The following is a 23,579-nucleotide window of genomic DNA, read 5'->3' on the forward strand; positions in this document are numbered from 1 at the left end:
TAGTGGAGATTGTACTAAATTTTCTGAATATTTAACTTGAATCCTCCTTATCATGAAGGATTTTCAGTTTATCATGTTAAAATACTATCATTACCTACTATAATTCAATGTTATTTCGAAGGCGTTTTACATAATTACGACTGACTGGAATCGGTTGCTCATCATACCTATCTAAATACAAATTATACGTGCCATTATAATAAGGTTTCAGTTCTTTTACATATGACATATTAATTAAATAGCTTTTATGCACACGTAAAAAATCATATGCATTTAGCTTATTTTCTAATTCCTGAAGTGTATATGTTGAAATATACTGATTATTCGTTGTGTAAATTGAAACAGTTTTATTTTCTTTATTTTTACTTACATATACAATATCTTCTGGGAGCATATATCGTATACCCTCTTGACTTTCTATCGGTAGTTTCCGCAAATAACTCTTTGCTTTCTCACCTTGTTCTTTACCTATTTTATATAAAAGAAATTGTAAATCTTCTTCACGAAATGGTCGTAATAAATAATAAAATGCTTGGAAACGAAAAGCTGTAATAGATTCCTCTATGTTTTCACCTACAAAAATAAATTTTGTATAGCAATTTATTTCTCGTAATAAACTTGCATATTCAAAACCAGTACCATCTAGTAATTTGGAACTTAAAAAAACAAAGTCTGGTATATGTTTTTTCATCATAAATAAAGATTCTGTTCCTGTCTTTGCTTCAAAACATTCTACATTTCTCATATTTTCAGTGAAATTTTCAGCTAACTCTCTTCTCTCTTCTGCCTCTTCCATGATCAGTAAAATTTTCATTTCTTCAACCACCTAATTCTTTGTCCATATGTCCTGCTGTATACATTCGCTTTTATAAGAAATAATCCCTTTTTCTTACTATACCATTATTTATCTAAAAAAACAGAAAAAAGGAAACCACTTCGGTTTCCTCTCCCCTTTTATCCTACATTAACTGCCTAGAAAGAGCCGAGTAGTGTAGGATAATAAACGGTCAGGGATACGTTTAAAATTTCATTTTATACTAATTCTCGTTGCTTCGTTTCCTGTCCAAGTATTACTACAGCGAATACACCAATTAAAATTGATCCGCAGAAAATCGTAAATATTAATGATAGTGAAGCTTCTGAGGCAACTAAATACCCCACTAATAGTGGCCCAAGAATACCACCAATACGCCCAAATGCTGCTGCCATTCCTGCACCTGTACCACGAATAACGGTTGGATACTGCTCAGGTGTATAGGCGTATAATGCTCCCCAAGCACCTAAGTTAAAGAAGGATAGTAACATACCTGCCACGATTAATACTGTTAATGAATCCGCAACCCCAAACAAATAGGCACTGCAGGCTGTTCCGATTAAATACGTAACCAAAACAAATTTACGACCGAGACGTTCAATAAACCAAGCAGCAGTGAAATATCCTGGAAGTTGAGCTAATGTCATAATAAGTACGTATTGGAAACTTTTTATTAAACTAAATCCTTTTAGCACCATTACACTTGGTAACCAAAGGAACATTCCATAATAGGAAAAGACAACACAAAACCATAGAATCCATAGCATAATTGTTGCTTTACGATATTCCCCAGACCAAACTGATTTTATATTTTCAATAACAGATGGTCTTTTTTCAACTTTTTGGAACCTTGGGGAATCCGGTAAATTCCATCTTAAATATAAAGCATATAGTGCTGGAACTGCACTCAATACCATCGCAACTTCCCAACCATATTTCGGAATAACAAAATACGAGATAAGAGCTGCAATTAACCATCCACCTGCCCAAAAACTTTCTAATAACACAACAATTTTCCCACGCTCATGTGCTTCAACACTCTCTGATACTAGTGTAGAGGCAACCGGAAGCTCTCCGCCAAGCCCCATACCAATTACAAAGCGTAAAACGAGAAACATCGCGAGTGTCGTCGTTAACGCAGTTAAACCACTACCGATAGAAAATAATAATAATGTAATAATAAAGACTGATTTTCGCCCTATTTTATCTGATAGTATCCCAAAAATAAGCGCTCCTACTGCCATACCGATTGAGTTAATACTACCTATCCATCCCATTTCCTGGCTCGTTAATCCCCAATCCTTTTGCAAGGCTACCATTACAAATGAAAGCATTCCAACATCCATTGCATCAAATAGCCATCCAAGCCCAGCTATACCAAGTAGTTTGCGCTTCGAAATTTCTTTTACCTTGCCCACTAGAAGTCCTCCTCACACAGGTGTCTTTACACATCATTTTACATGTGTGAATTGTATAAGTAAAATACTTTTGTGTAAAAAATTTCTCCTTCATCATTCCCAAAAAGTAAAACGCCTATCCCGATTGGTGAGGGCTAATAATCAGTAGAGATGCCTAACTGATTAAATTTTCAATTTATTAAAAACGAACAAATAAAAAAAGCAGCGATATTTCGCTACTTTTTCGAACGCATTACTTCTTTTAAAAATTCCGCTAATACTAACTGACGACGCCAGCGTGTTGGATTACTGCATAATCTATAAAACCACTCTAAATGAATCGCTTGAATCCATTTTGGTGCACGTTTTACCTCTCCAGCCCATACGTCTAAACTTCCGCCTACTCCAACAGCCATTTTCGTTTCTAAACGATGCTTATTGTTTTGGATAAAGTTCTCTTGTCTTGGGAAACCGAGTGCAACAAGTAATAAATCTGGTTTTGCTTCTTGAATGCGAGAAATGATATTTTCTTCGTCTTCTTGTTTAAAATAACCATCTTGTGTCCCGGCGATGGATACAGCTGAATATGTCTTTGTTAAGTGATCTGCTGCAGCTTGTACAACATGCGGCTTTGCACCTAATAAGAAAACAGATACTGGTTTACTATCCTCTGATAACTTCGCAAGTAAATTACACATTAAATCAAAACCTGCTACACGCTCTTTTAAAGGTGTACCAAGCATGCCGCTTGCCTTTACAACCCCAATACCATCAGGTGTAATTAAATCTGTATTCAATAATGTTTGATAGAACTTTTCATCCTTTTTTGCGCACATAACAATTTCAGGATTTGCTGTTACTACCTGAAACGTATGAGTTCGCTCCGCTTCTAGTTGTTCTTTTAAATATTGGACCGTTTCATCCATTGTCATTGTAGAAAAAGGAACGCCTAGAATATCAACTGTTTGTACTGCCATAGTTAACTATCCTCTCTATCATTACAAGTTTTTCGCTATTAATTGCTTATATGTTTCTTTTGTATCGTCATATAGTTTTTGAAGTGAGAAGTCCATAGTAGCATGCTCATAAATATGTTTACCCATTGCTGCTAACTCTCCGGTCTTCCACTTATCATACGCTTCTTCTAAAGCTAATGCCAATGCCTTTCCATCACCTGTTGGCACAATCCATCCGTAAGTTTCATCTACGATTAATGGTTCAATTTCTCCAGCTCTAGTCACAATTGATGGTACACGTTGGTTTGCCGCTTCTAATAAAACTAGTGGGAACCCTTCACTATGGGAAGTTAATAAATTTACATGTGACGACGCAAATAATTGTTTTACATCTTGACGATGTCCTAAAAACTCTACTTTATCGTTAATCCCTTTTTCAGTAGCTAATGACTTTAGATTTTCTTCTAATGGGCCATCTCCAACTAATAATACTTTAATTTTCTCTAATTTTGTTTGTTGTAACGCATCGAATAAAACTTCATGTCCTTTGACAGGATGTAATCGTGCTACTTGAATTGCCGTAAATACATCTTCATCAATATTGAACATTTCTTTTTTATTATAGCCTTCTGCTTTTTCCTGATCGTATTCAATTCCATTATAAATAACATGCATCTTGTCATTTGAAATGCCTAATGCTGCCAAGCTTTTTTTCAATCTATTTGTTACAACGAAAAATAAGTCTATATTTTTTAGGGCTTTCAAATTTAATTTCGTAAAAATCCAACCTTTTAAGCCCTGTTTAGTAAAGTCTTGAAATGGATCACTATGAATAGTCGTTACCCATTTTGCCTTTATTCTCTTTTTCATTAAAGAAACATAGAAATTAGCCCTAGGACCATGCGTATGAACTACATCAAATTTTTCTTTATTAATAAAATCACTTATATTCTTTAAAATGGATAAATCATAGCGCGATTTTTGTGAAAACACATGGACTTTTATCCCTAACTCCCTTGCTTCCTTCGCAACAATTCCATCTTCAAATACTGCTAATTCTACTTCACCAGTTGGAAACTGATCGAGAAGTGAAATAATATGTGTTTTCCCTCCCCCATCTTCTGCTCCTGCATTCATATGCAATATTCTCATATTTTTTCCTCCTTTAAATCCTCGCTACGTTTCCATCTATTTTTATTTTACTGTACTAAAAAATAAAAGCTAACAAAAGTTAGCTTTTATTTTTATCATTCAATTTCTAGGTCTACTATTAGATAAGCTAACACCACTACAAAGTATATCCCAACTCCTGGTGCTGTTAAAATATGTCCTGCAATATAAGCAATACCTAACGCTAACAATAAGCTTGCTGAAATCATTCCATATTTTATATTAAATATGTCCTTAAATCTCGTAGCAAATGCTAGTAGAATTCTTAGCCCGTAATAAATAAATGGAATCATTAGTAATACAAAGCCAATAATCCCAAAATCATAAAACCAATCATGGAAGTCCATTTCAATTAGTTTTGGATCTGGCTGCTTTTGTTCATTATATTTAAAGTTACCTGCATAACCCATTCCTAATAACTTTTGTGACATTGGCGCTTCTTTAAAGAACTGCTTATGTCTTTCTTCATATACTTGACGTCCACTGAAAATAAGATTTTCTTGATTTTCTTTCTTTTGCTCTTTTTCAAGTTCTTTCTTAACTTCTACTTCTATCTTCGCTTTTTCTTCTGGTTTTTCAACCTTATGGTGCTTTTCTTCTTTTTCTTTAATTTCTTGTTCTTTTTTCAGCTTATCTTTAATTTCTTGTTCTTTTTGATCTTGTTGTGCCACATTTTGCTCTGTTAAATAGTTATTGTGAATACCCATATTTTGCGCTAATGGTGTTTGTTTAAACGTCCCAACTACACCGGCTAATAGGATAATAGCAATTACTGCGTTAAGTGCAAGAGATTTTTTATTCGGATTTTTTCTATCAAATAATAATTGCAGTACAATGATCCCTATTGCTGCTGCTAACGTAGCACCAATTGAGCCCATTCCTACTTTCGTACCAACTTGGATTAGCGAATAAATCATTAAAAGTGATGGGATCCAATATAAAACGTGCTTCATGCTTTTTGTTTTTTGAATAGAATATAGTACCACAATAGGGAAAATAATAGCTAAGATTGAACCTAGTTCATTTCCTGCATAGAACCAACCTCGAGAACCAACCTTCATCCATTCATAACTACCAAAGTCAGTAGATGTTGAAATAGAAATAACCATAATTGCATTAATGATTAATGTAGAATATACAATACTATTTCGAACCTTATCGCTAATATTAACTGTCTTTTTCAATGATTTTAAAGCTAAAATGTATGACCCCAGCATAATATATATATATAATGCTTTCGCAACGAACTTAACTTCTTCACCAAGTACAATAGGATCCTTAACTAGTTTGTTATTAATAAATCCTACCCCTAAAACTCCGGCTAATAATATAAGATAAATTAAAAACTTTCTATTTTCCTTCTCTTTTGCCTGAATTAAAATGTAAATACCACCAACAGCCATAATAAGGAATCTTACTAAAATTCCAACGGTAGCATTTGACTTTAATAAAGTGATGCTAAGAGACGTTAATAAATCTAAAACAGGCTGTAAAATAATAAAAAAGAGCAAAAAATGCTCAAATCTAACCCTAGCTTGATTTGCTAACATTCCAAGACCTCCATACAAAATCTTAACATTATCTTTTAATCATAATTTATTATCGTTAAAACACACCTAGCAATTATAACATAACTCATATTTAAATTGAGAACTATTTTTATACCGAAACTAGCCAATCCACCTTAAGTAGTACTAGAAAATATTATCCTTTAGCTATCCTTCCCTATCTCTATAAAAACTATCTAACACTCTTTCACTTATTATCAGTATTATAGTAACATTTGTTAATCTATGTATTAACATATAAAATTCGATAATTACAAAATGACATCCACTCGGCTACCCTACAACGAAAAATTAACCTTGCTTCGTTTTCCCCTAAACATTTTCAAACGCTTTCTTTATGTATTTTATCCGTTTTTCTACATGTAACGAAAAGTAATTGTTATTTCCAATACTTTAGTGTATATTTTTTCTCTGGAACATCTTTAAGAGGAAGGGATTAAGGCCATGTTATTAATCGATATATTTACGTTTCTTGGCATTATCGCCGCTGCCATTTCTGGTACATTAGTTGGTTTAAAAAAAGATTTAGATTTATTTGGTGTCCTTTGTTTAGCTGTAGCTACTGCGCTCGGCGGCGGTATTATTCGTGATATCATGATTGGTAACCTGCCCCCTGTCGCATTTGTAAAACCCATTTACTTTTTCGTAAGTGTATTATCAGCATTATTTACTTGTATGTTTTTTGAGCGCATCAATAAACTTCAAGTCGTTATTATGCTTTCTGATGCTGTTGGCTTAGGCGTTTTTACAGCTATTGGTGCAAATGCGGCAATGTCACATCATGTTGATGCCTCATTTCTAGTTGTTTCAATGGGAGTCATTACAGGTATTGGAGGCGGTATTTTGCGTGACATTTGTGCTCAAGATATCCCTTACGTATTCCGAAAAGAGATTTACGCAATCGCTTCTATCTTAGGAGCAATTAGCTTCCTAATCACACACGCTATGGGGGCGCACGTATTAGCTTTCTATGTTTGTTTATTAGTAACATTCGTTATTCGTGTCGTCACTGTAATATATAATGTGCATTTCCCTGTTTTCTTTAAAACACATGCTAAAATTAATAAAGGCCATTAAGAGAATTCTAGATAGAATTCTCTTAATTTATATACTATTCAACGAACTAATATAGAGTAATTATATATAAGCATATATAATTACTCTATATTAGTTTTAAAATTGAAAACGTTTTATAAACAGGGGGAAGAATGATGCTTGGGGTTTTCAAAAAAAATATTAATAAAACAAATGCCAGTATAATCGAATTAAGTAAGGACCAACAAATAACTTTTAATGTACCTACTAATTCTGAATTAAAAATTCAAATGGATATGCTACATATTTCAAAAGAAGATTTACAAGTTGTAAAAGTACTACAGCCTTTTATTTATGCAGAAATTGATTGGATTACTGAAAAATTTTATGCCAACATTACAAAACAACCTAATTTAATTACTATTATTGAACGTTACAGCTCTATTCCAAAACTAAAACAAACTTTAAAAACACATATTAAAGAATTATTCAGCGGCAATATGCATGAAGATTTTATTGAACAGCGTGTTAGGATTGCCAAAAGACATGTACAAATTGGTTTACATCGAAAATGGTATACTGCTGCTTATCAAGAATTATTCCGCTCTATCATGAAGATTTTACAAACAAAAATATCAACAATCGATGATTTTTCTTATTCTATAAACGTTATAAATAAATTATTCACTCTTGAACAAGAACTCGTTCTTGCAGCTTATGAATCTGAATATGAAAGAATGCAAAAAGAACATGAAAAAGAAAAAGAACTAACTGCTATGACAATTACGCATATCGCAACAGAATTAGCTGCTGTATCTGAAAAAACAAGCTCTTCTATTCAAAAACTAACTGCCAAATCTGAAACTATTGTAGAAATTGCTAAAACAGGTACATCATTAGCTACAACATCTGAAGAAAAAGCGAATAAAGGGAAAGAACAATTAAACCAGCAAAACAAACGAATGGGATCTATTCAAATGAATATGGAAACGATTATTACAGATACTCATGAACTTCTCGATATTTCTAACAAAATTAACGAAATCATAGATATTGTTAAATCAATCGCGGAGCAAACAAATTTACTCGCACTAAATGCTGCTATCGAGTCTGCACGTGCTGGAGAATTTGGGAAGGGGTTTTCTGTTGTTGCTGGTGAAATCCGAAAATTATCAGAGCAAACGAAAGAATCTATATTTAACGTTACAAAGCTCGTCGAAAAAACAAATGAACAAATTACTCGTGTCTCGTCTTCCGTGAAACAAATTAGCTCTCTCGTATCAGAAGGAACGGATAGTATGTCGGCAACAGATCGATACTTCCAAGAAATTGTAAAAGATATGTCTAACTCAAAAGAACAGAATAAGAAAATTGAACATGAGCTACAAGCTATTTCACAAGTAATGAAAGGAATTCAAGATGATTCCTCACAAATGGCTCTAACAGCCGATAATTTACAACTAGAACTAAATCGATAAGATATAATCAGCCCTCACCAATCGGGATTTTACGAGTAGCAGGGCCCCCACCTAACTTCTTTGCTTTCGCTGAATTTTGAGGTGGGGGGCTTACTGTCCGGAAAATAGCGGGATAAAATTCAAGTCAGGCATACTTTCCATTTGCACTGACTACTAAATTTCATCTTCCATCAAAAAAAAGAATCCAGAATGGATTCTTTTTATTTTCTGAAAAATATTTTTTGACAATACACATAACTCATATAAACACCAAAGCTCTGCAAAATAAACAATGCCGGCATAATTACATTGTAATATGCCATATCTACTTGGAAGAGCCTTAACAATACGTAGCCACTAATTAAAAATAAGAACAACATATATCCCTCATTTTGTTGTTTCTTAATAAGGAAGTGTAATAGAGCTATAGTCATAAACAATGTTACGGCTATATATATCAGTTTTTCACATTTGAAAAGAATAGAATTTATCCCCTCATCTGAAAACTGATTTATCATCGGCTCTAAAAGTTTAAATCTTTCTCCCTCAATCTCTTTTAACTTTTGATCAATATGCTCTGTTACACTTTGATTTTTCGTTATTTTTTCCTCATGTTTCGTTTTTCCAATTAAGACAGATTGAACATACGTCTCATTCGAAATCGTATATTGTGACAATCCCATTGCCTTAATTCCATAATTCACCCCAAAATGAGTACTATAAAATAGAATAAGTATCCCTACCATCTTTAGTAACACTTTTTGTTTCGTTGCTGATTGAAACACTTCAATTAATAATACATATACAGTGATAAAAATAGGAAAAAATAATCCCATTGGAAAAATCATATTACTAAATGCAAATAAAACCGCTGAAAACACCCACATATAAGGATGATCTAACCCTTTATATAAAAGTATGTAACAAGCAAAATAAAATAAAAATATTGCAAGTGACTCAGGAGTTAATACGGAACTCAGCAATATATTTGGAATATACAGAGCATAAAATATAGAAGCAATACGACCACATTCTTCTCCAAAAACCATTGCCGCAATACGATAAATAAAAAATGCGGTTCCTGCGCAAAATAACACATTAAATAGTTGTAAAGCGAGTAATGTATCACCAAATATACGAATAATTACTGACTCATATATAATAAAAGGCAAATGAGTTACAGTCTCTATATTATTACCAATTGCAATCTGCTTTGCAGACTCATACATCACTTTCATATCACCAATTATTGGAACGTCTACAAATAACATCATACTAAGTCTCACAACTATAGATATACTTATAAGAAAAATAAGAAATTGTTTATCTGTAAAACGATATTGTAGAATTGATGCCACTAACAAAATAAGTATGACGAAAATTGCCAATATGATTGTTACACTTGTTGTACTTCCTCCAAAGAATTGCTTACTTGTCTCAAATGCTACCCAGCAACTATAAACGAAAAATGCGAGCATCGCACTGATCGTAATTTTATTGAAGAAAGATGAAAAATTTGTTTGTATATGATTCATATGTCCATTGCACCTCTATTTCCATTCATAACAAAATGATTCTATCATGAATGGGTACACGGCTGATAGGGAATTTCTATGACGAATACATAGTCATTACTTTTTACTTGCAATGTAAGCGAATCCTCTTTTACACTACATTTTAGATAAAATAAATTTTCTTTCAGTTACATGAATACAAATACAGAAGTTTAAATAATCCTCTTTTGGAATACACTTTACTTCATTAAATATCTAATATGAGTACTCCGCTTACACATATTATTCTGATTGAAAACAGACTATAGGGGCTGAATATATGGAAAAGAAATTCATGCGAGAATCTAAAGCAATTAAGACAACACGTGTTTTTCCTAACGATTTAAATAATCACCAAACACTTTTTGGAGGGAAATTATTAGCAGAAATTGATAGTATTGCTTCAATTGCGGCTGCAAGACATAGTCGTAAACATTGCGTAACAGCATCTATTGATTCAGTTGATTTTTTAACTCCAATTCACCAAGCTGATTCTGTTTGTTATGAAGCATTTGTATGTTATACAGGGAAATCTTCAATGGAAGTTTTCGTAAAAGTAATCGCAGAAAATTTATTAGCAGGCGAGCGTAGAATTGCTGCTACTTGCTTCATTACATTTGTGGCTATAAAAGATGGAAAACCTTCGTCCGTACCACAAGTACTACCTGAAACTCAGGAAGAACATTGGTTACACACAACCGGTTTAGAACGCGCGGAAAACCGAAAAAAGGGACGTTTAAAAAGTAAAGAGATGGCTGAAGTTTTAACTTTAAGTAAGCCTTGGAATATTTAACATAATCTTCTCATCATACATGCACAGGTCCTGCCTTGCATGTATTTTTTATTATAAAAAAATACTATCGCTTGCCTTTGTATCAGTGGCTTCCTCCTAAAATCACCCATCAGTTTTTCCTTTATTTTCTTATACTTTTAATGGTATATTAAGTAAAGTTGTTTATAAATAACCATAATATAGTTAAATATGTAAGGGGTGGTGCGGTAATGTCTATCGAGGTACCAATTTCAATACCAAAAACTTTGATTATTATTCCAGCCTATAATGAGGAAGAAGCAATTGCAGATACATTAACAAGATTACTAGAACTAAAACAACATTTTACAGCGTTAAGCATTTGCGTTATTAATGATGGCTCACAAGATAAAACAGCTCAAATCGTAAAAAATTTCCCTGTTCATCTTATTAATCTACCATATAATCTGGGCATCGGTTCAGCTGTACAAACTGGCTATAAATACGCATATGAGAACGGATATGATATTGCAATTCAGTTCGATGCTGATGGACAACATAATCCGGATGATTTATACAAAATTATACAGCCTATTGCTGAAGGCCAATGTGATATGGTGCTAGGTTCACGCTTTACAGAAAAAACAGCTTACAAAGGTAGTATTTCAAGGAGAATCGGTATTTTTTATTTTACTGCCCTACTGAAAGTTTTAACGAAACAAACATTTATGGATCCAACTTCTGGATATCGTGCTATCAATCGAGAAGTAATTACGATTTTTGCACACAATTATCCAAAAGATTATCCAGAGCCAGAAGTTCTTATTCATTTAAAAAAGAAAAAACTTCGCATTAATGAGATATCTGTAAATATGCAAGAGCGACAAGGTGGACAATCTTCCATCACACCTCTTAAATCTGCATATTACATGATTAAAGTAAGCCTTGCTATATTGATGCAAAAAATCGTGAAAGGTTGATAGTGAATGCATATAATTACCTTTTCATTCATCTTTATTTTGTTATTATTCTTCTTAATTATTAATTCCATTCGTCGCGGGGCTTTAGAAACAAAATATGCTATTTTGTGGATTTTCGTTTGTGTTGCAATGGCTATTTTAAGTTCTACTGATAAAATTATAAATTGGATTGGAAAACTATTAAAAGTAGAATATCCACCATCCATCTTATTCTTATTTGGATTATTATTCTGTTTCATCTTAATTTTTGACCTAACAAGAAAAATTTCTAAGCTACACCATCAACTTGTAACATTAACGCAAGATTATGCATTATTAAAGCAAAAATTAAACGTAACACAAACACAAACTGAAACTGATAACGAATAGTTTTCTATTTAAATATGAATATATATAAAAAAACATCTTAATTTCTTTAAAAAATTAAGATGTTTTTTTATTTCAAACTATTTTTTACTAATTAATAATTTACTAATTTTCATAACCGTTGCCACAGTTCCTACTCCAATTATAATAAATAAAAATGGAATTAATGGTAATGCATATCTTTCATATGCGGCATAAAAACAGGTTAAAGCTGTTTGCAGTAAAAGAATTGACCATAAAAATGTAGTCTCTCTCCACCTTTTTAAAAGGAAGATAAATGAAAGTATTGTACATATTAAAAACATTGTCTTAATAAAATTATGTATTTCATTCATATCCTTTGCAGAAACATTAAATACTTCAATATTATGCTCTATAGAATAATACGGTTTTTTCCACATAATTTCTGGCTTCAAGATTAAATAACTCTCTATCATGGAATTCCTATCTGTTTTCCACCATTCTTTCATTTTATCCTTCGCTATTTTTTCTTCTAATTCCATAAATTCATGTGCTTCCAAATTAGGGTACTTGGCGTGTAATTCTACTTCAAGTTCTGCCATATTCTTACCTTCTGGGTAACCTTTCCCTTGATACGTTCCAAGTAATAACGGATTCCCTGCCCCAGCAGTTAGTGGAATAAACTTATCAAATTGAATGTAATTGCGGGCCCACCATGGTCCAAGTACGATAAGTCCTATTCCTATACTTATAATCGCTTGCTTCATCATAATGCGGAATGGATAGCGCTTCATTAAGAGATATATAAATAATGGTATTGGATATAAAGCAACTTGTACGCGTAAGTACAATGCTAAAAAGTAGAAAATTAATACAATTAGAAAATGTTTCGTTTTATGAGTATCAGCTAATTTTAAGCTCCAATATAATAATCCCAATGAAAAGAATAGAAACGGTCCTTCTGTTAAAGTTAAATTTTCCACAACAATCTCTGGAGGATACACAGCTAATAAGAAAGCACCTATTAATCCTGCAGCGGGATTCAATAAATAAGTACCAATCTTATAAGTTAGTAAAATACTAAGTACCCCTAATAGGATAATAATTAATTTAGCTACAAAAAGGCCTTCATTGCCATTTCCAAAAAAGTAAAATACAGTAGCTAAAAACGCTGGAAAACCTGGCATAATATGAATAGTTGGTTTATCCGGCTCATGATATGTTAACATTCCTGTTTCCAATAAAATATTTGCCGTTTTTTGATAGCCTAGATCATCGCTAGCTAGAGTCAAATCTGCACCATGTGTTTGTAAAGTTGCAAAACGAAGCGCAAAACCGACTATCATAATAATCCCTAAAAGAATTACATTAGATTTGCGAGTAAATCGCCTTAACATCTCATCTTCTCCCTTCAAATACATAATTTTCAAATTATATTTCTATATTTTTACAAGACAATATATTCTATAATAAATACTTTTTATATAAAGTACAATAATAGAAAGTTGATTTACAAAGTTTATATGCGTTAAACTGATACAGATGTTCTTGTAATCTTCTTCCTTTCAAAAGGCTTGTATATATGGTGCAAGACATAAAAAATTTGAGGAGATAAAAATTCTATGATGGAACAAAAACAACTTGTTTCTGTTGTCATACCCCTGTATAACACAGAAAAATATATTGAAGAAACAATGCAGTCAATACTGGATCAAACATATAAAAACATTGAAATTGTAATTGTAGATGATGGAAGTAAAGATCAATCACCTTCTATCGTAAAAAATCTTGCAGAAAAATATCCGGGTCAAGTAAAATACGTTCACCAAAAAAACCAAGGTGTTTCAGTAGCTCGTAATACAGGGATTGAAAATGCTAGCGGAGAATATGTCGCTTTCCTTGATAGTGATGACTTATGGCATCCAACTAAAATTGAGAAACAAATCGAGAGTATGCATAAAAACAACATGGACGCGTGCTATTGTGGTTATATGAATTTCTACGAAGAAACAGGTGAAAAGGTTGAGCATACAACAAACTTTATTAAAGGTGATATGGCAAAAGCATTCTTAACACACCAAGTTGTTGCTCAAACAAGTACTTGGATTTTCAAACGCTCTATCGCAATGAATTATAATATCCGTTTTACACCAGGATGTAGCTGGGGAGAAGACTTGGAGTTTTTATTTAAACTAATGAGTGTGACAAATGTATGCTATGTCGATGAATACTTAACATATTATAGAATCTTATCGGAAGGAAATCTTTCTTCTAAATATAAAGATTACGAATTAAAAACCACTAAAGAACTGGAAGTATTCAATCGTATGAAAGACTGGGTACATAATAAATCTCAAGACTTCATTACGAAAGACCCTCAGTCACTTATTGAGATTCTTGAGACTTATTTATTCCCTTATACGGTTATCAATAATGCTTGTATATACATTAAAGAAAACTCTCAATTGGATAATGCTCAAGTTCAATTAATCAAAAAAGATATAAAGAAATATTGCCGTAAAATCTATTCAAAAAACGGAAAGCGTAGTAAAAAACTATATGCAATGCTTTGGTTTGTGCGAATTAAATTTCTGTTTTCTTAAACCGAAAATATAGTACTCACCTCTCTTTCCGTAAACAAATCAAATTTACAAATAGGACAAACTAAAAAAGTCCTAAAGAATAGAAAGGTTTTTTCTCATGAAAACAAATAAGATTCTTAAAAATGCCTCCTACCTATTTGTAGGAAATATTACTGTTCGATTTGTACTTGCTATCGCGACGATTCTCTTTGCAAGATACGTTTCTCCTGGTGAGTATGGAATGTTTACAACTGCATTAGCAGTTTCCGCTGTTATTTGTTATTTCACAGATGCAGGTTTGACACATACGTTTATGCGTGAAGGAACGAGAAAGGATGCAAATATTAGCGTACTAATCAGTAGTTATTTACGCATTCGTTTCGTATTAGCTGTCGTAATTTCTGTACTCTTCGCTATTTTTGCTCAGTTCTTCTATACGGATGTCTACTTACGCGCCATGGTATATTGGGTTGTACTACCGACAATGTTTGGAGCAACTTTACAAGGCGTTGGAATGGCTTATTTCCAAGTAACAGAACGTATGCAATTTACAGCGATTATTTCTGTACTACAAGGTGTAACAGCCGCAGCTGCGCTTCTACTAGGAATGTCGTTGAAATGGTCACTTATGACAGTCGCTGCCATGTACGGGATATCTAGTCTTGTAACAGGAGTCATCGCCTTCATAATGGTACTCCGCCATACAACAGTTCATAAGGGCTGGGACAAAGGAATTTTAGATCAACTGCTGATTTTCACAATCAATGGCATTATCATTATGCTTTTACCACAGTTAGGCCCTATTATATTAGAAAAAGTTTCGACGTATGAGCAAGTTGGATTCTTTGGAGCTGCATCGAAAATACCTGCAGTCCTTTATCAAATACCTGGTGTAATTGCAGCAGCCTTCTATCCAAAATTATTTGCGTTTGGAAATGAAAAGAATATTGATGAACATAGAAAACTATCTCAGTTTGAATTAAAACTGATGTCTTTCTTAGGAATGGGGATCTCCATTCCATTTATCGCTGATCCAAGCTTTTGGATTGTTACTTTGTTAGGTGAAGAATATGCTCCAGCTGGTGATGCCCTTGCCATTTTAGCCTTTATGGTCATTCTACAATCTATTAACTATCCACTTGCTGATAATTTAACGACAATTGGTCAACAATGGAAACGCGCAACAACAATGGGAATCGGACTAGCTGTTGCCGTTATAAGCTACATCGTCTTAGGTGGTCAGTTTGGAATGATGGGAGCCGCTATTGCCGCTATCCTTACCGAGATTACGTTATTAATCGGATTCACTCTATTTGTTCGTAAAGGCTTCTCTTTACTATTTAAAGGGATTATATTCAATACCTTAGCCTTTATAATCAGCTATATTCTATACCGTACAATGTTAATTACCTTACCGCCACTAGTTGCTTTAACAATTACTGGTATATTATACGGTATTATCGGTCTTGCAATCGATCCACAAATACGCGGATTGATTTTAGGATTTATAAATAAAAAACTGGCTCGAAAATAAATAAAAATAAAAACTTCAAATCAAATTTGAAGTTTTTATTTTTATCTTCTTCACTTAAAAAATGAGCCCTTTTCCAATCTATATCTTAAATTGACTTGCCTTTCTGGAATGATTATACTTGGAAACGAACAGCACTAGATGTACAACAGCTATTATTAAGGTAATTCATAGTTAATTCTTCATGTAAATATTAACTATTCACGCCCTAAATTTAACACAAATTGCACAAATGAACACTTTATTAATACTATTAAAAATCGCCGATTCATACATAGTTTTTCTTCATCCTAAAACGATATCCAGAGATGAAGAATGTGGCAATTGCATTTAAGGAGGCTTATTTATTTAATGACTTCAGAAGTAAATAAAAGAACATTTTTCACTAAAAGCACACTTATTATTATTCCATTATTAATAATATGTGCATTTGCTTTTCATTACTTTTTCCTAAAATCAGACAGTGTATTTTCTAGTACGGGAGATGCATTATCACAATTCAGTTTCTTTACATTCCTTTTACAACACGCATTTAAAGATGGGAATTTATTTTGGTCTTGGGATTATGGATTAGGTGGAGATTTATTCGGAGAATTTAGTTATTACTATAGTACAGCACCATTTTTCTGGCTTACACTTCTACTTCCTAAACTAAATTTTGACCAAATCTTTGAGATGAAGCTATATATGAGTATTTTAAAAAGTACATTAGCGATGTTATTCATGTATGGTTCTTTACGTTATCACAATAAAACTATTTTTTCTTCTTTCATTTCTGCCATTATATATGGAGGATGTGTAACTTTCATTCGCCATTCTTTATTATGGGATTTCATGGCAGATGCTATAGTGTTTTTACCTTTAGTAATATGGGGATTAGATAAATATATTTTAGAGCGAAAAAAGGGATTATTCCTGTTTGCAACAGCACTTATGCTTGCATCAAATTTCTATTTCGCTTTCATTACTAGTATTTTTATCTATATTTATGCCTTTTTCCAATATTTCGCTACACAGCAGAACAAAACAATTAAAACATTTATAATTTATTATATTAGAATTGCTTTTCTATATGCTTTATCACTAGGTTTATCTGCTGTTTGCTTTATACCATCTGTAAATGGTGTATTTAGTTCCGATCGACTCGCTACAAAATTTACTATACCGTTATTTTTTGAAGATACGTTTTATAAAAACTTAATGGAAAGTATCTTTTTCATTAATAATACAGAGGATTATCAGCTTGCATTCCCTGTTTTCATCCTCTTCCTTATTACTAGCGCGCTTCTAATACGCAATAAACTTGTCACAAATAAATTGCTCTTTACTGGGTTTATGTTAGTGCTATATATGCTTCCATATACGTATTCCGTATTTAATGGCTTTTCTGCTATGCAATACAGATGGTTTTACTTATTTGCATTTGTGGTTGCGCAAACTGTCGCCTACATTTTAGATTGGATGCTGCTCCACAAAAAGAATGTCAATTCTTTAATAGGTCCTTTGCTAGCAACAGCATTATTTATTTACGCATTCTATAGAAAAGTAAATATAAACGCACAGCCGCTACAAACGATTGATAAAATTTTAATTTGCACTACTGTATTATCTATTATTACAATATTACTATGGCGCTATTTATCAAAAGTAGCCTTACAATGTTTCATTGTATTAAATGTACTCGTCAATGTAATATTTATTAATTACTTCTATTCAGATTTTGCTCTTAGTAAACACTTTAATCAAGCAGGCGTGACAAAAGAATCATTACATGGGCCAGGTCTTGATAATAAGGATGAAATTGACGCAATTCGTTATATACAAAATCAAGATAAAGATTTTTATCGAATTATCAATCCAAACAATAATTATAAAAATACGCCGATGTTGCAAGGTTATCATGGTACAAGTACTTATCAAAGCTTAGTCAATTATCATGTTCATGACTTTATGAAGAATAAGTACAATGTTTTCCAAGGATATGATAGCCCATCTATGTTCTTCCAGTTAGATAAACGATTATTCCTTGAGAACATGCTAGGGGTAAAATATTATGTACTAAGTGAAGGTGCTAATAAAACCGAAATTCCTTATGGCTATAAGCATTTACAACAAGTAGGTCCTTACAACATTTATAAAAATGAATTTGCACTACCATTAGGCTATGTATACGAAGCTGGAATAAGTGATGAAGAATTTTCAAAACTTAATTTTGCCGAGAAAGATCAACTTTTATTAGATGCTGTAGTTGTAAATGATGTTGGAAGTCTTCCATTAAAACAATTTAATACAAAACAGCTAGATTCAAAACAAATTAAGATTAATCCAAATAAAATGAAGTGGGAAAATATAGAGAAAGAGAAAGATATACTCACTGTTCATGAAAATGGGCGTATAATAGTACCTATTGATAATAACGATATGTTAGGTGATCTTCTTGTTGAAATTAAAATTAGAAATATAAACAAGGAATCATTTGGAGTTACCGTGAATGACAAATCTATGATAAAAGGTAATGAGGATGGAGCTTATGCTTATCCGTTAGAAAGATTTGTTTACAACTTAGGAAAAGATGCGAAGCCAACCGAGCTAATCATTTCTATTCCTACTCCTGGTCAATATGAGTTGAAAGACTTACAAATCAACAGTACTAACTATCAGACTGTCCCTAAAAAAGTAAATACTTTAAAAGAAAATAGTCTACAAAACATTTACTATGAAGGTAACTCCTTAAAAGGTGAGATTAATTCCACTAAGGATGGATTACTATATTTATCGGTACCGTATAGTAAAGGATGGTCAATAAAAGTTGACGGTAAAGAAACGGAATTTACGAAGGCTAATTCCGCCTTTATTGGCGTTCCTATTTCCAAAGGGCAACATGTAGTTGAAATGAAATACGTCACACCTTATTTCAAAATGGGTCTCGTTATTTCTATCATTTCATTTATCATTTGCATCTCGCTTCTAGTTCTTGGAGATACGAAAAGATATTCAAAATTAAAAAATCGTTTTAAAAAAAGTTATTAAAATGAAGTGAAGTAAAAGTTGAAGATGATTGCTTCACTTTTACTTCATGCCCAGTTTAAAATTACACCTAAGGAGGTCCTAACATGACCCTTTCAATAGTAGTACCATGCTACAATGAGGAAAAGGTGCTTCGTGCCTTTTATTCAGAGACTTCTCTTGAAATTCATAAATTAACTACCGATTATGAATTTGTTTTTGTTAATGATGGTAGTAAAGATGATACCTTAAATATTTTACGTGATTTAGCTAGTGCAGATTCATCGGTACACTATATATCGTTTAGTCGAAACTTCGGAAAAGAAGCTGCAATGTTAGCAGGTTTAAAATACGCTACAGGCGATGCAATCGTTATTATGGATGCTGACTTACAACACCCTCCTACATTAATAAAAGAACTGTTAGAAGGATATAACGACGGCTACGACCAAGTCATTGCAAAAAGGACAAGAACTGGTGATTCACCCGTTCGCTCTTTCGTCTCTCGTCTTTACTATAAAGTAATGAATAAATTTGTAGATATTGAATTAGTAGATGGTATTGGTGACTTTAGACTTTTAAGCCGAAGAGCAGTGGATTCTTTAGTATCCTTAAGTGAATACAACCGATTTTCGAAGGGCTTATTCTCTTGGATTGGTTATAACGAGTTAATCATTGAATATGAAAATGTATTACGTTCTGATGGAGAAAGTAAATGGACCTTCTCGAAATTATTAAATTACGGAATTGATGGTGTAATTTCATTCAATAATAAACCGTTACGTCTATCTATATATCTTGGATTACTAACAACCATTTTTGGACTTTTATATGTAATCACTACGTTCGTTCAAATCATCCTTGGTGGTGTGGAAGTTCCTGGTTACTTTACTCTCATTTCCGCTATACTATTTATTGGCGGTATTCAACTCATATTCCTAGGGGTTATTGGTGAATATATCGGTCGTATTTATTATGAAACAAAACGTAGACCACATTTTATTGTAGCTGAAAAGAAAGTTAGTGAAGTTAAACAAAAGGCATAACAAAAAAGTTACTTCTATAGGTAGAAGTAACTTTTTTATATCCTAACATTTACACACTCTTTTTTTGCATAGATATAATCATTTCTTTTAGCCCATTATAATACGAAGTTTTTGGTATCTCCCCGATACACCTCTCATATTTCTCCCCGCTTAATACAACTGGTTTTTCCGTCAAATATAGCATTTCCACAAATTCTTTCATCTGCTTATCAAACAGACCAATGAACTGGATCATTCCTCTTTTTACAGCTATTATTCGTTTGGTATATCCCGTTAATTCCCGTATGTGTTGAATCATTTCCTCACCTGTAATGACACCATAACCTGGTATGTTCCAATTTTGTCCATAGGCCTCATCATGTGAAGCTAATTCAACCATCGCTTTTGCACCATCTGGTGTAAAAATATATTCACGGGCAATCTTTTTATCTCCAACAAAGCTAGACATTTTATTTGCAAGTATTCCCTTTAATGTATGATGGACAAGTGTATTTTCTGCATTTGGACCATAAAAGTCTGGGAAATGAGCAATAAACATTCGTACATTAGCTTGTTTTGCCATCTCTTCAAGTTGTAAACGAATCTTCCCTTTCTTTGTTTGTGGTCTCTTTTTAGCATCTTCTTTTACAAGCCCTTCCCCTTGCCTTCCATACGCATAAATATTATCAACTATTCCTAGTTTGATACCGTAATGTTTCGATACCTCTAATATGTTTATCAATAATTTCTCTTGTTGTTTCTCCCAATCTGAATACGGAATATTTACAGCATGAAATATAATATCAACATCTTTAGCGGCATTCATTATATCCTCTTGTATAAATACATCGCCTGCTACAACTTCTACATGTTTGTTCCCAGAAAATAATGCACCTAATCTCTCCTTATTTCTTGCAAAAGCAACTACATGAATCCCTCGGTCACATAATTCGTTTACAATTGCATAACCCATTGAACCAGAAGCACCTAATACTAAAGCCTTCTTCATTATAAATCCCCTCCTAAATTAATTAACCACCGTTCAATTAATGTTAAAAAGAAAATCACTTACATAAGAAGCGATTTTGAAATAAACTCTACATGTACTTTAGCCAAACCTTGTAGTTCTTCAAACGTTTGACCACTTCTGCAATAATGTGCTACAAATCCATGTAATGATAAAAAAACAGACCATATTATCATCGCATTTAATTTCCCATCACATAAAGAAGAAATAACCTTCGCAAATTTTTCATAGCTAACATTAGGACTATTTGCCAAACACTCTTTTAATTCGGCATCTTTAATTAAAAACATAATTTCATAATGACTCTGATTTCTTAGACCAAATTCAATAAAACCGAATAAAACTGCTCTTAGTTGCTCTTCTCTCGATAATTTTTGATTACAAATTTCATCTAACTTTTTATTTAATAATTGAAAATCCTGTTCCACCATTGCGTAAAATAGCTCTGCTTTGTTTTTAAAATGATAATAAATCGAACCATGGCTATATCCAAGTTCTGTTGCAATTTTGCGCATTGAAGTATGTTGATATCCTTGTGCTATAAATAGCCCCCTAGCTACATTCATAATCATTTCTCTTGTTAGTTCTTGTTTAACTGCTTTCCTTGGCGACATATTTCATACCTCACACATTTAATTAACCGCTGTTCAATTATATTATATATTTTCAGAAAATTAATGCAACCCTTTTTTTGAAAAAATATACATTTTGAAATGATGGCATTATATGAAAGAATTTAGTATCATGATTCAAGGTACTATTTCAAGTTGGACGGAGGATACTATGAGCTTATTAACAGTTGAAAAATTAGGACATACATTTGGCGATCGTACATTATTTAAAGATGTATCTATGCGATTATTAGCAGGTGAGCACGTTGGATTAGTTGGTGCAAACGGTGTTGGTAAATCAACATTCATGAATATCATTACTGGTCAGCTTATTCATGACGAAGGTCGTGTAGAATGGACACCAGGCACACATTACGGTTACTTAGATCAGCATACGGTTTTAACGCCTGGACGTACAATTCGTGACGTACTAGCGGATGCATTTTTACCGTTATTCGAAAAGGAAACAGCTTTAAATGAAGTTACAGAAAAAATGGGAACTGCTACACCAGAAGAACTAGAAGAACTTCTTGAACAAATGGCAGAAATACAAGATGCACTTGAAGCAGGTGGTTTCTATTTACTAGATATGAAAATTGAAGAGGCTGCACGTGGTCTTGGAATTGATGCTATTGGTTTAGATCGTGATGTTTCAGCACTAAGTGGTGGACAACGTACAAAAGTATTGCTTGCAAAGCTATTACTTGAACAACCAGAAGTGTTATTGCTTGATGAACCTACTAACTATTTAGACGTTGAACATATTCATTGGTTAACAACTTATTTAAAAGAATATCCACATGCATTCTTATTAATTTCTCATGATACAGAATTTATGAACAAATGTGTTGATGTTATTTTCCATCTAGAATTCACAAAAATGACGCGCTATACAGCGACATATGAAAAATTCCTAGAACTAGCAGAAATCAATAAAAATCAACATATAAACGCTTATGAAAAGCAGCGTGAGTTTATCAAAAAGCAAGAAGATTTCATTGCAAAGAACAAGGCTCGTTATTCAACGACAGGTCGTGCAAAGAGTCGTCAAAAACAACTTGATCGCATGGAACTTATTGATCGTCCGGAAACAGCAATTAAACCTGAATTCTCATTTAAAGAAAGTCGTGCAAGTAGTCGCTTCGTCTTTGAAGGTGAAAATGTAGAAATCGGATATACACATCCGCTACTACCAAAGCTATCAATGACAATTGAGCGTGGTGAAAAAATTGCTATTGTTGGATGTAATGGTGTTGGTAAATCAACGTTACTAAAAACAATCTTAGGTAAAATTAAACCTTTAAACGGTAAAACAAGTCTTGGTGACTTCTTAGAGCCTGCATACTTTGAGCAAGAAGTTAAAGCTGATAATATAACACCAATTGATGATGTATGGAATACATTCCCTGGCCTAGACCAGCATCAAATTCGTGCGATGTTAGCAAAATGCGGATTAAAAAATGAACATATTTCTCGCCCATTAAGTCAATTAAGTGGTGGAGAACAAGCAAAAGTTCGTTTATGTAAGTTAATGGGTGAAGAAAGTAACTGGCTACTATTTGATGAGCCGACAAACCATCTTGATGTTACAGCAAAAGAAGAACTTAAGAAGGCTATGAAAGCATATAAAGGAACAATTCTCCTTGTATGTCACGAACCGGAATTCTATGAAGATTGGATCACAAAGGTTTGGGATGTTGAAAAATGGTCAGAAAAAAATAACTAAATTATTTCATATTGGTAAAAAAGCCGTTCCTAAAAATATGAAGTGACCCCCGAAAGTTAGACA

At 32.9% G+C, this 23,579-nt stretch carries 19 protein-coding genes; 10 read left to right on the top strand and 9 right to left on the bottom strand.

All coding sequences use genetic code 11. The features are described 5' to 3' along the window. Window positions 1-97: 97 nt before the first annotated feature. The 5 genes from RT27_RS01370 to RT27_RS01390 form a co-directional block, all read right to left on the bottom strand. Window positions 98-814, bottom strand: a complete 717-nt coding sequence (locus tag RT27_RS01370) for a LytTR family DNA-binding domain-containing protein (RefSeq protein ID WP_000698259.1) — start codon at window positions 812-814, stop codon at window positions 98-100. A gap of 218 nt (window positions 815-1,032) precedes the next feature. Then, on the bottom strand, window positions 1,033-2,232 hold the full coding sequence (locus RT27_RS01375; protein ID WP_000521106.1) for an MFS transporter: 1,200 nt from the start codon (window positions 2,230-2,232) through the stop codon (window positions 1,033-1,035). A 215-nt stretch (window positions 2,233-2,447) separates the two neighbouring features. After that, a complete protein-coding gene (locus tag RT27_RS01380) occupies window positions 2,448-3,188 on the bottom strand; it encodes a WecB/TagA/CpsF family glycosyltransferase (RefSeq protein ID WP_000290751.1) in 741 nt (246 codons plus the stop codon). 21 nt (window positions 3,189-3,209) lie between these two features. Continuing rightward, window positions 3,210-4,319, bottom strand: a complete 1,110-nt coding sequence (locus RT27_RS01385; protein WP_016079581.1) for a glycosyltransferase family 4 protein — start codon at window positions 4,317-4,319, stop codon at window positions 3,210-3,212. Between the two features lie 95 nt (window positions 4,320-4,414). Next, window positions 4,415-5,887 (bottom strand): O-antigen ligase family protein, encoded by a 1,473-nt coding sequence (locus tag RT27_RS01390; RefSeq protein WP_043935112.1) that lies wholly within the window; start codon window positions 5,885-5,887, stop codon window positions 4,415-4,417. A 462-nt stretch (window positions 5,888-6,349) separates the two neighbouring features. On the opposite strand from RT27_RS01390, the gene RT27_RS01395 reads away from it, so the two are divergent. Both RT27_RS01395 and RT27_RS01400 read left to right on the top strand, forming a co-directional pair. Beyond that, a complete protein-coding gene (locus tag RT27_RS01395) occupies window positions 6,350-6,982 on the top strand; it encodes a trimeric intracellular cation channel family protein (protein ID WP_000924371.1) in 633 nt (210 codons plus the stop codon). 134 nt (window positions 6,983-7,116) lie between these two features. Next, window positions 7,117-8,418, top strand: coding sequence for a globin-coupled sensor protein (locus RT27_RS01400; protein WP_016079579.1), 1,302 nt, complete (start codon window positions 7,117-7,119; stop codon window positions 8,416-8,418). Window positions 8,419-8,618: 200 nt separating this feature from the next. Here the strand turns inward: RT27_RS01400 and RT27_RS01405 are convergent, their stop codons facing one another. Further along, the gene (locus RT27_RS01405; RefSeq protein ID WP_043935113.1) at window positions 8,619-9,932 is read right to left on the bottom strand and encodes a glycosyltransferase family 39 protein; all 1,314 of its coding nucleotides are present in this window, start codon (window positions 9,930-9,932) and stop codon (window positions 8,619-8,621) included. Window positions 9,933-10,230: 298 nt separating this feature from the next. Between RT27_RS01405 and RT27_RS01410 the strand changes: the two genes are divergently transcribed. The 3 genes from RT27_RS01410 (at window position 10,231) to RT27_RS01420 (ending at window position 12,050) form a co-directional block, all read left to right on the top strand. Continuing rightward, the gene (locus RT27_RS01410) at window positions 10,231-10,743 is read left to right on the top strand and encodes an acyl-CoA thioesterase (RefSeq protein WP_000412126.1); all 513 of its coding nucleotides are present in this window, start codon (window positions 10,231-10,233) and stop codon (window positions 10,741-10,743) included. A gap of 209 nt (window positions 10,744-10,952) precedes the next feature. Next, complete coding sequence (locus RT27_RS01415) at window positions 10,953-11,681, top strand: glycosyltransferase family 2 protein (protein WP_000021473.1); 729 nt, start codon at window positions 10,953-10,955, stop codon at window positions 11,679-11,681. Window positions 11,682-11,687: 6 nt separating this feature from the next. After that, the gene (locus tag RT27_RS01420) at window positions 11,688-12,050 is read left to right on the top strand and encodes a DUF2304 domain-containing protein (RefSeq protein ID WP_016079577.1); all 363 of its coding nucleotides are present in this window, start codon (window positions 11,688-11,690) and stop codon (window positions 12,048-12,050) included. A 77-nt stretch (window positions 12,051-12,127) separates the two neighbouring features. Here RT27_RS01420 and RT27_RS01425 read toward each other — a convergent pair whose 3' ends face one another. Further along, window positions 12,128-13,405 carry a glycosyltransferase family 39 protein gene (locus RT27_RS01425; protein WP_016079576.1) on the bottom strand — a complete coding sequence of 426 codons (1,278 nt, stop codon included), beginning with the start codon at window positions 13,403-13,405 and terminating at the stop codon, window positions 12,128-12,130. 225 nt (window positions 13,406-13,630) lie between these two features. On the opposite strand from RT27_RS01425, the gene RT27_RS01430 reads away from it, so the two are divergent. The 4 genes from RT27_RS01430 (at window position 13,631) to RT27_RS01445 (ending at window position 20,173) form a co-directional block, all read left to right on the top strand. Next, window positions 13,631-14,611: a glycosyltransferase gene (locus tag RT27_RS01430; protein WP_043935114.1), complete on the top strand. Its 981-nt coding sequence runs from the start codon at window positions 13,631-13,633 to the stop codon at window positions 14,609-14,611. Window positions 14,612-14,708: 97 nt separating this feature from the next. Further along, window positions 14,709-16,124, top strand: coding sequence for an oligosaccharide flippase family protein (locus RT27_RS01435; protein ID WP_043935115.1), 1,416 nt, complete (start codon window positions 14,709-14,711; stop codon window positions 16,122-16,124). 348 nt (window positions 16,125-16,472) lie between these two features. Next, window positions 16,473-19,151 carry a YfhO family protein gene (locus RT27_RS01440; protein WP_043935116.1) on the top strand — a complete coding sequence of 893 codons (2,679 nt, stop codon included), beginning with the start codon at window positions 16,473-16,475 and terminating at the stop codon, window positions 19,149-19,151. A gap of 83 nt (window positions 19,152-19,234) precedes the next feature. After that, window positions 19,235-20,173: a glycosyltransferase family 2 protein gene (locus RT27_RS01445; RefSeq protein WP_043935117.1), complete on the top strand. Its 939-nt coding sequence runs from the start codon at window positions 19,235-19,237 to the stop codon at window positions 20,171-20,173. 49 nt (window positions 20,174-20,222) lie between these two features. Here RT27_RS01445 and RT27_RS01450 read toward each other — a convergent pair whose 3' ends face one another. After that, the gene (locus RT27_RS01450) at window positions 20,223-21,161 is read right to left on the bottom strand and encodes an SDR family NAD(P)-dependent oxidoreductase (RefSeq protein ID WP_043935118.1); all 939 of its coding nucleotides are present in this window, start codon (window positions 21,159-21,161) and stop codon (window positions 20,223-20,225) included. A gap of 59 nt (window positions 21,162-21,220) precedes the next feature. Continuing rightward, window positions 21,221-21,793, bottom strand: coding sequence for a TetR/AcrR family transcriptional regulator (locus RT27_RS01455; protein WP_000074955.1), 573 nt, complete (start codon window positions 21,791-21,793; stop codon window positions 21,221-21,223). Between the two features lie 169 nt (window positions 21,794-21,962). Here RT27_RS01455 and RT27_RS01460 point away from each other — a divergent pair, with 169 nt between their 5' ends. Beyond that, window positions 21,963-23,516 (top strand): ABC-F family ATP-binding cassette domain-containing protein, encoded by a 1,554-nt coding sequence (locus RT27_RS01460; protein ID WP_016079570.1) that lies wholly within the window; start codon window positions 21,963-21,965, stop codon window positions 23,514-23,516. Window positions 23,517-23,579: the final 63 nt, after the last annotated feature.

Origin of the sequence: Bacillus sp. L_1B0_5 (assembly GCF_000836715.1) — a bacterium.
GTDB classification, from domain to species: Bacteria; Bacillota; Bacilli; order Bacillales; family Bacillaceae_G; genus Bacillus_A; species Bacillus_A thuringiensis_S.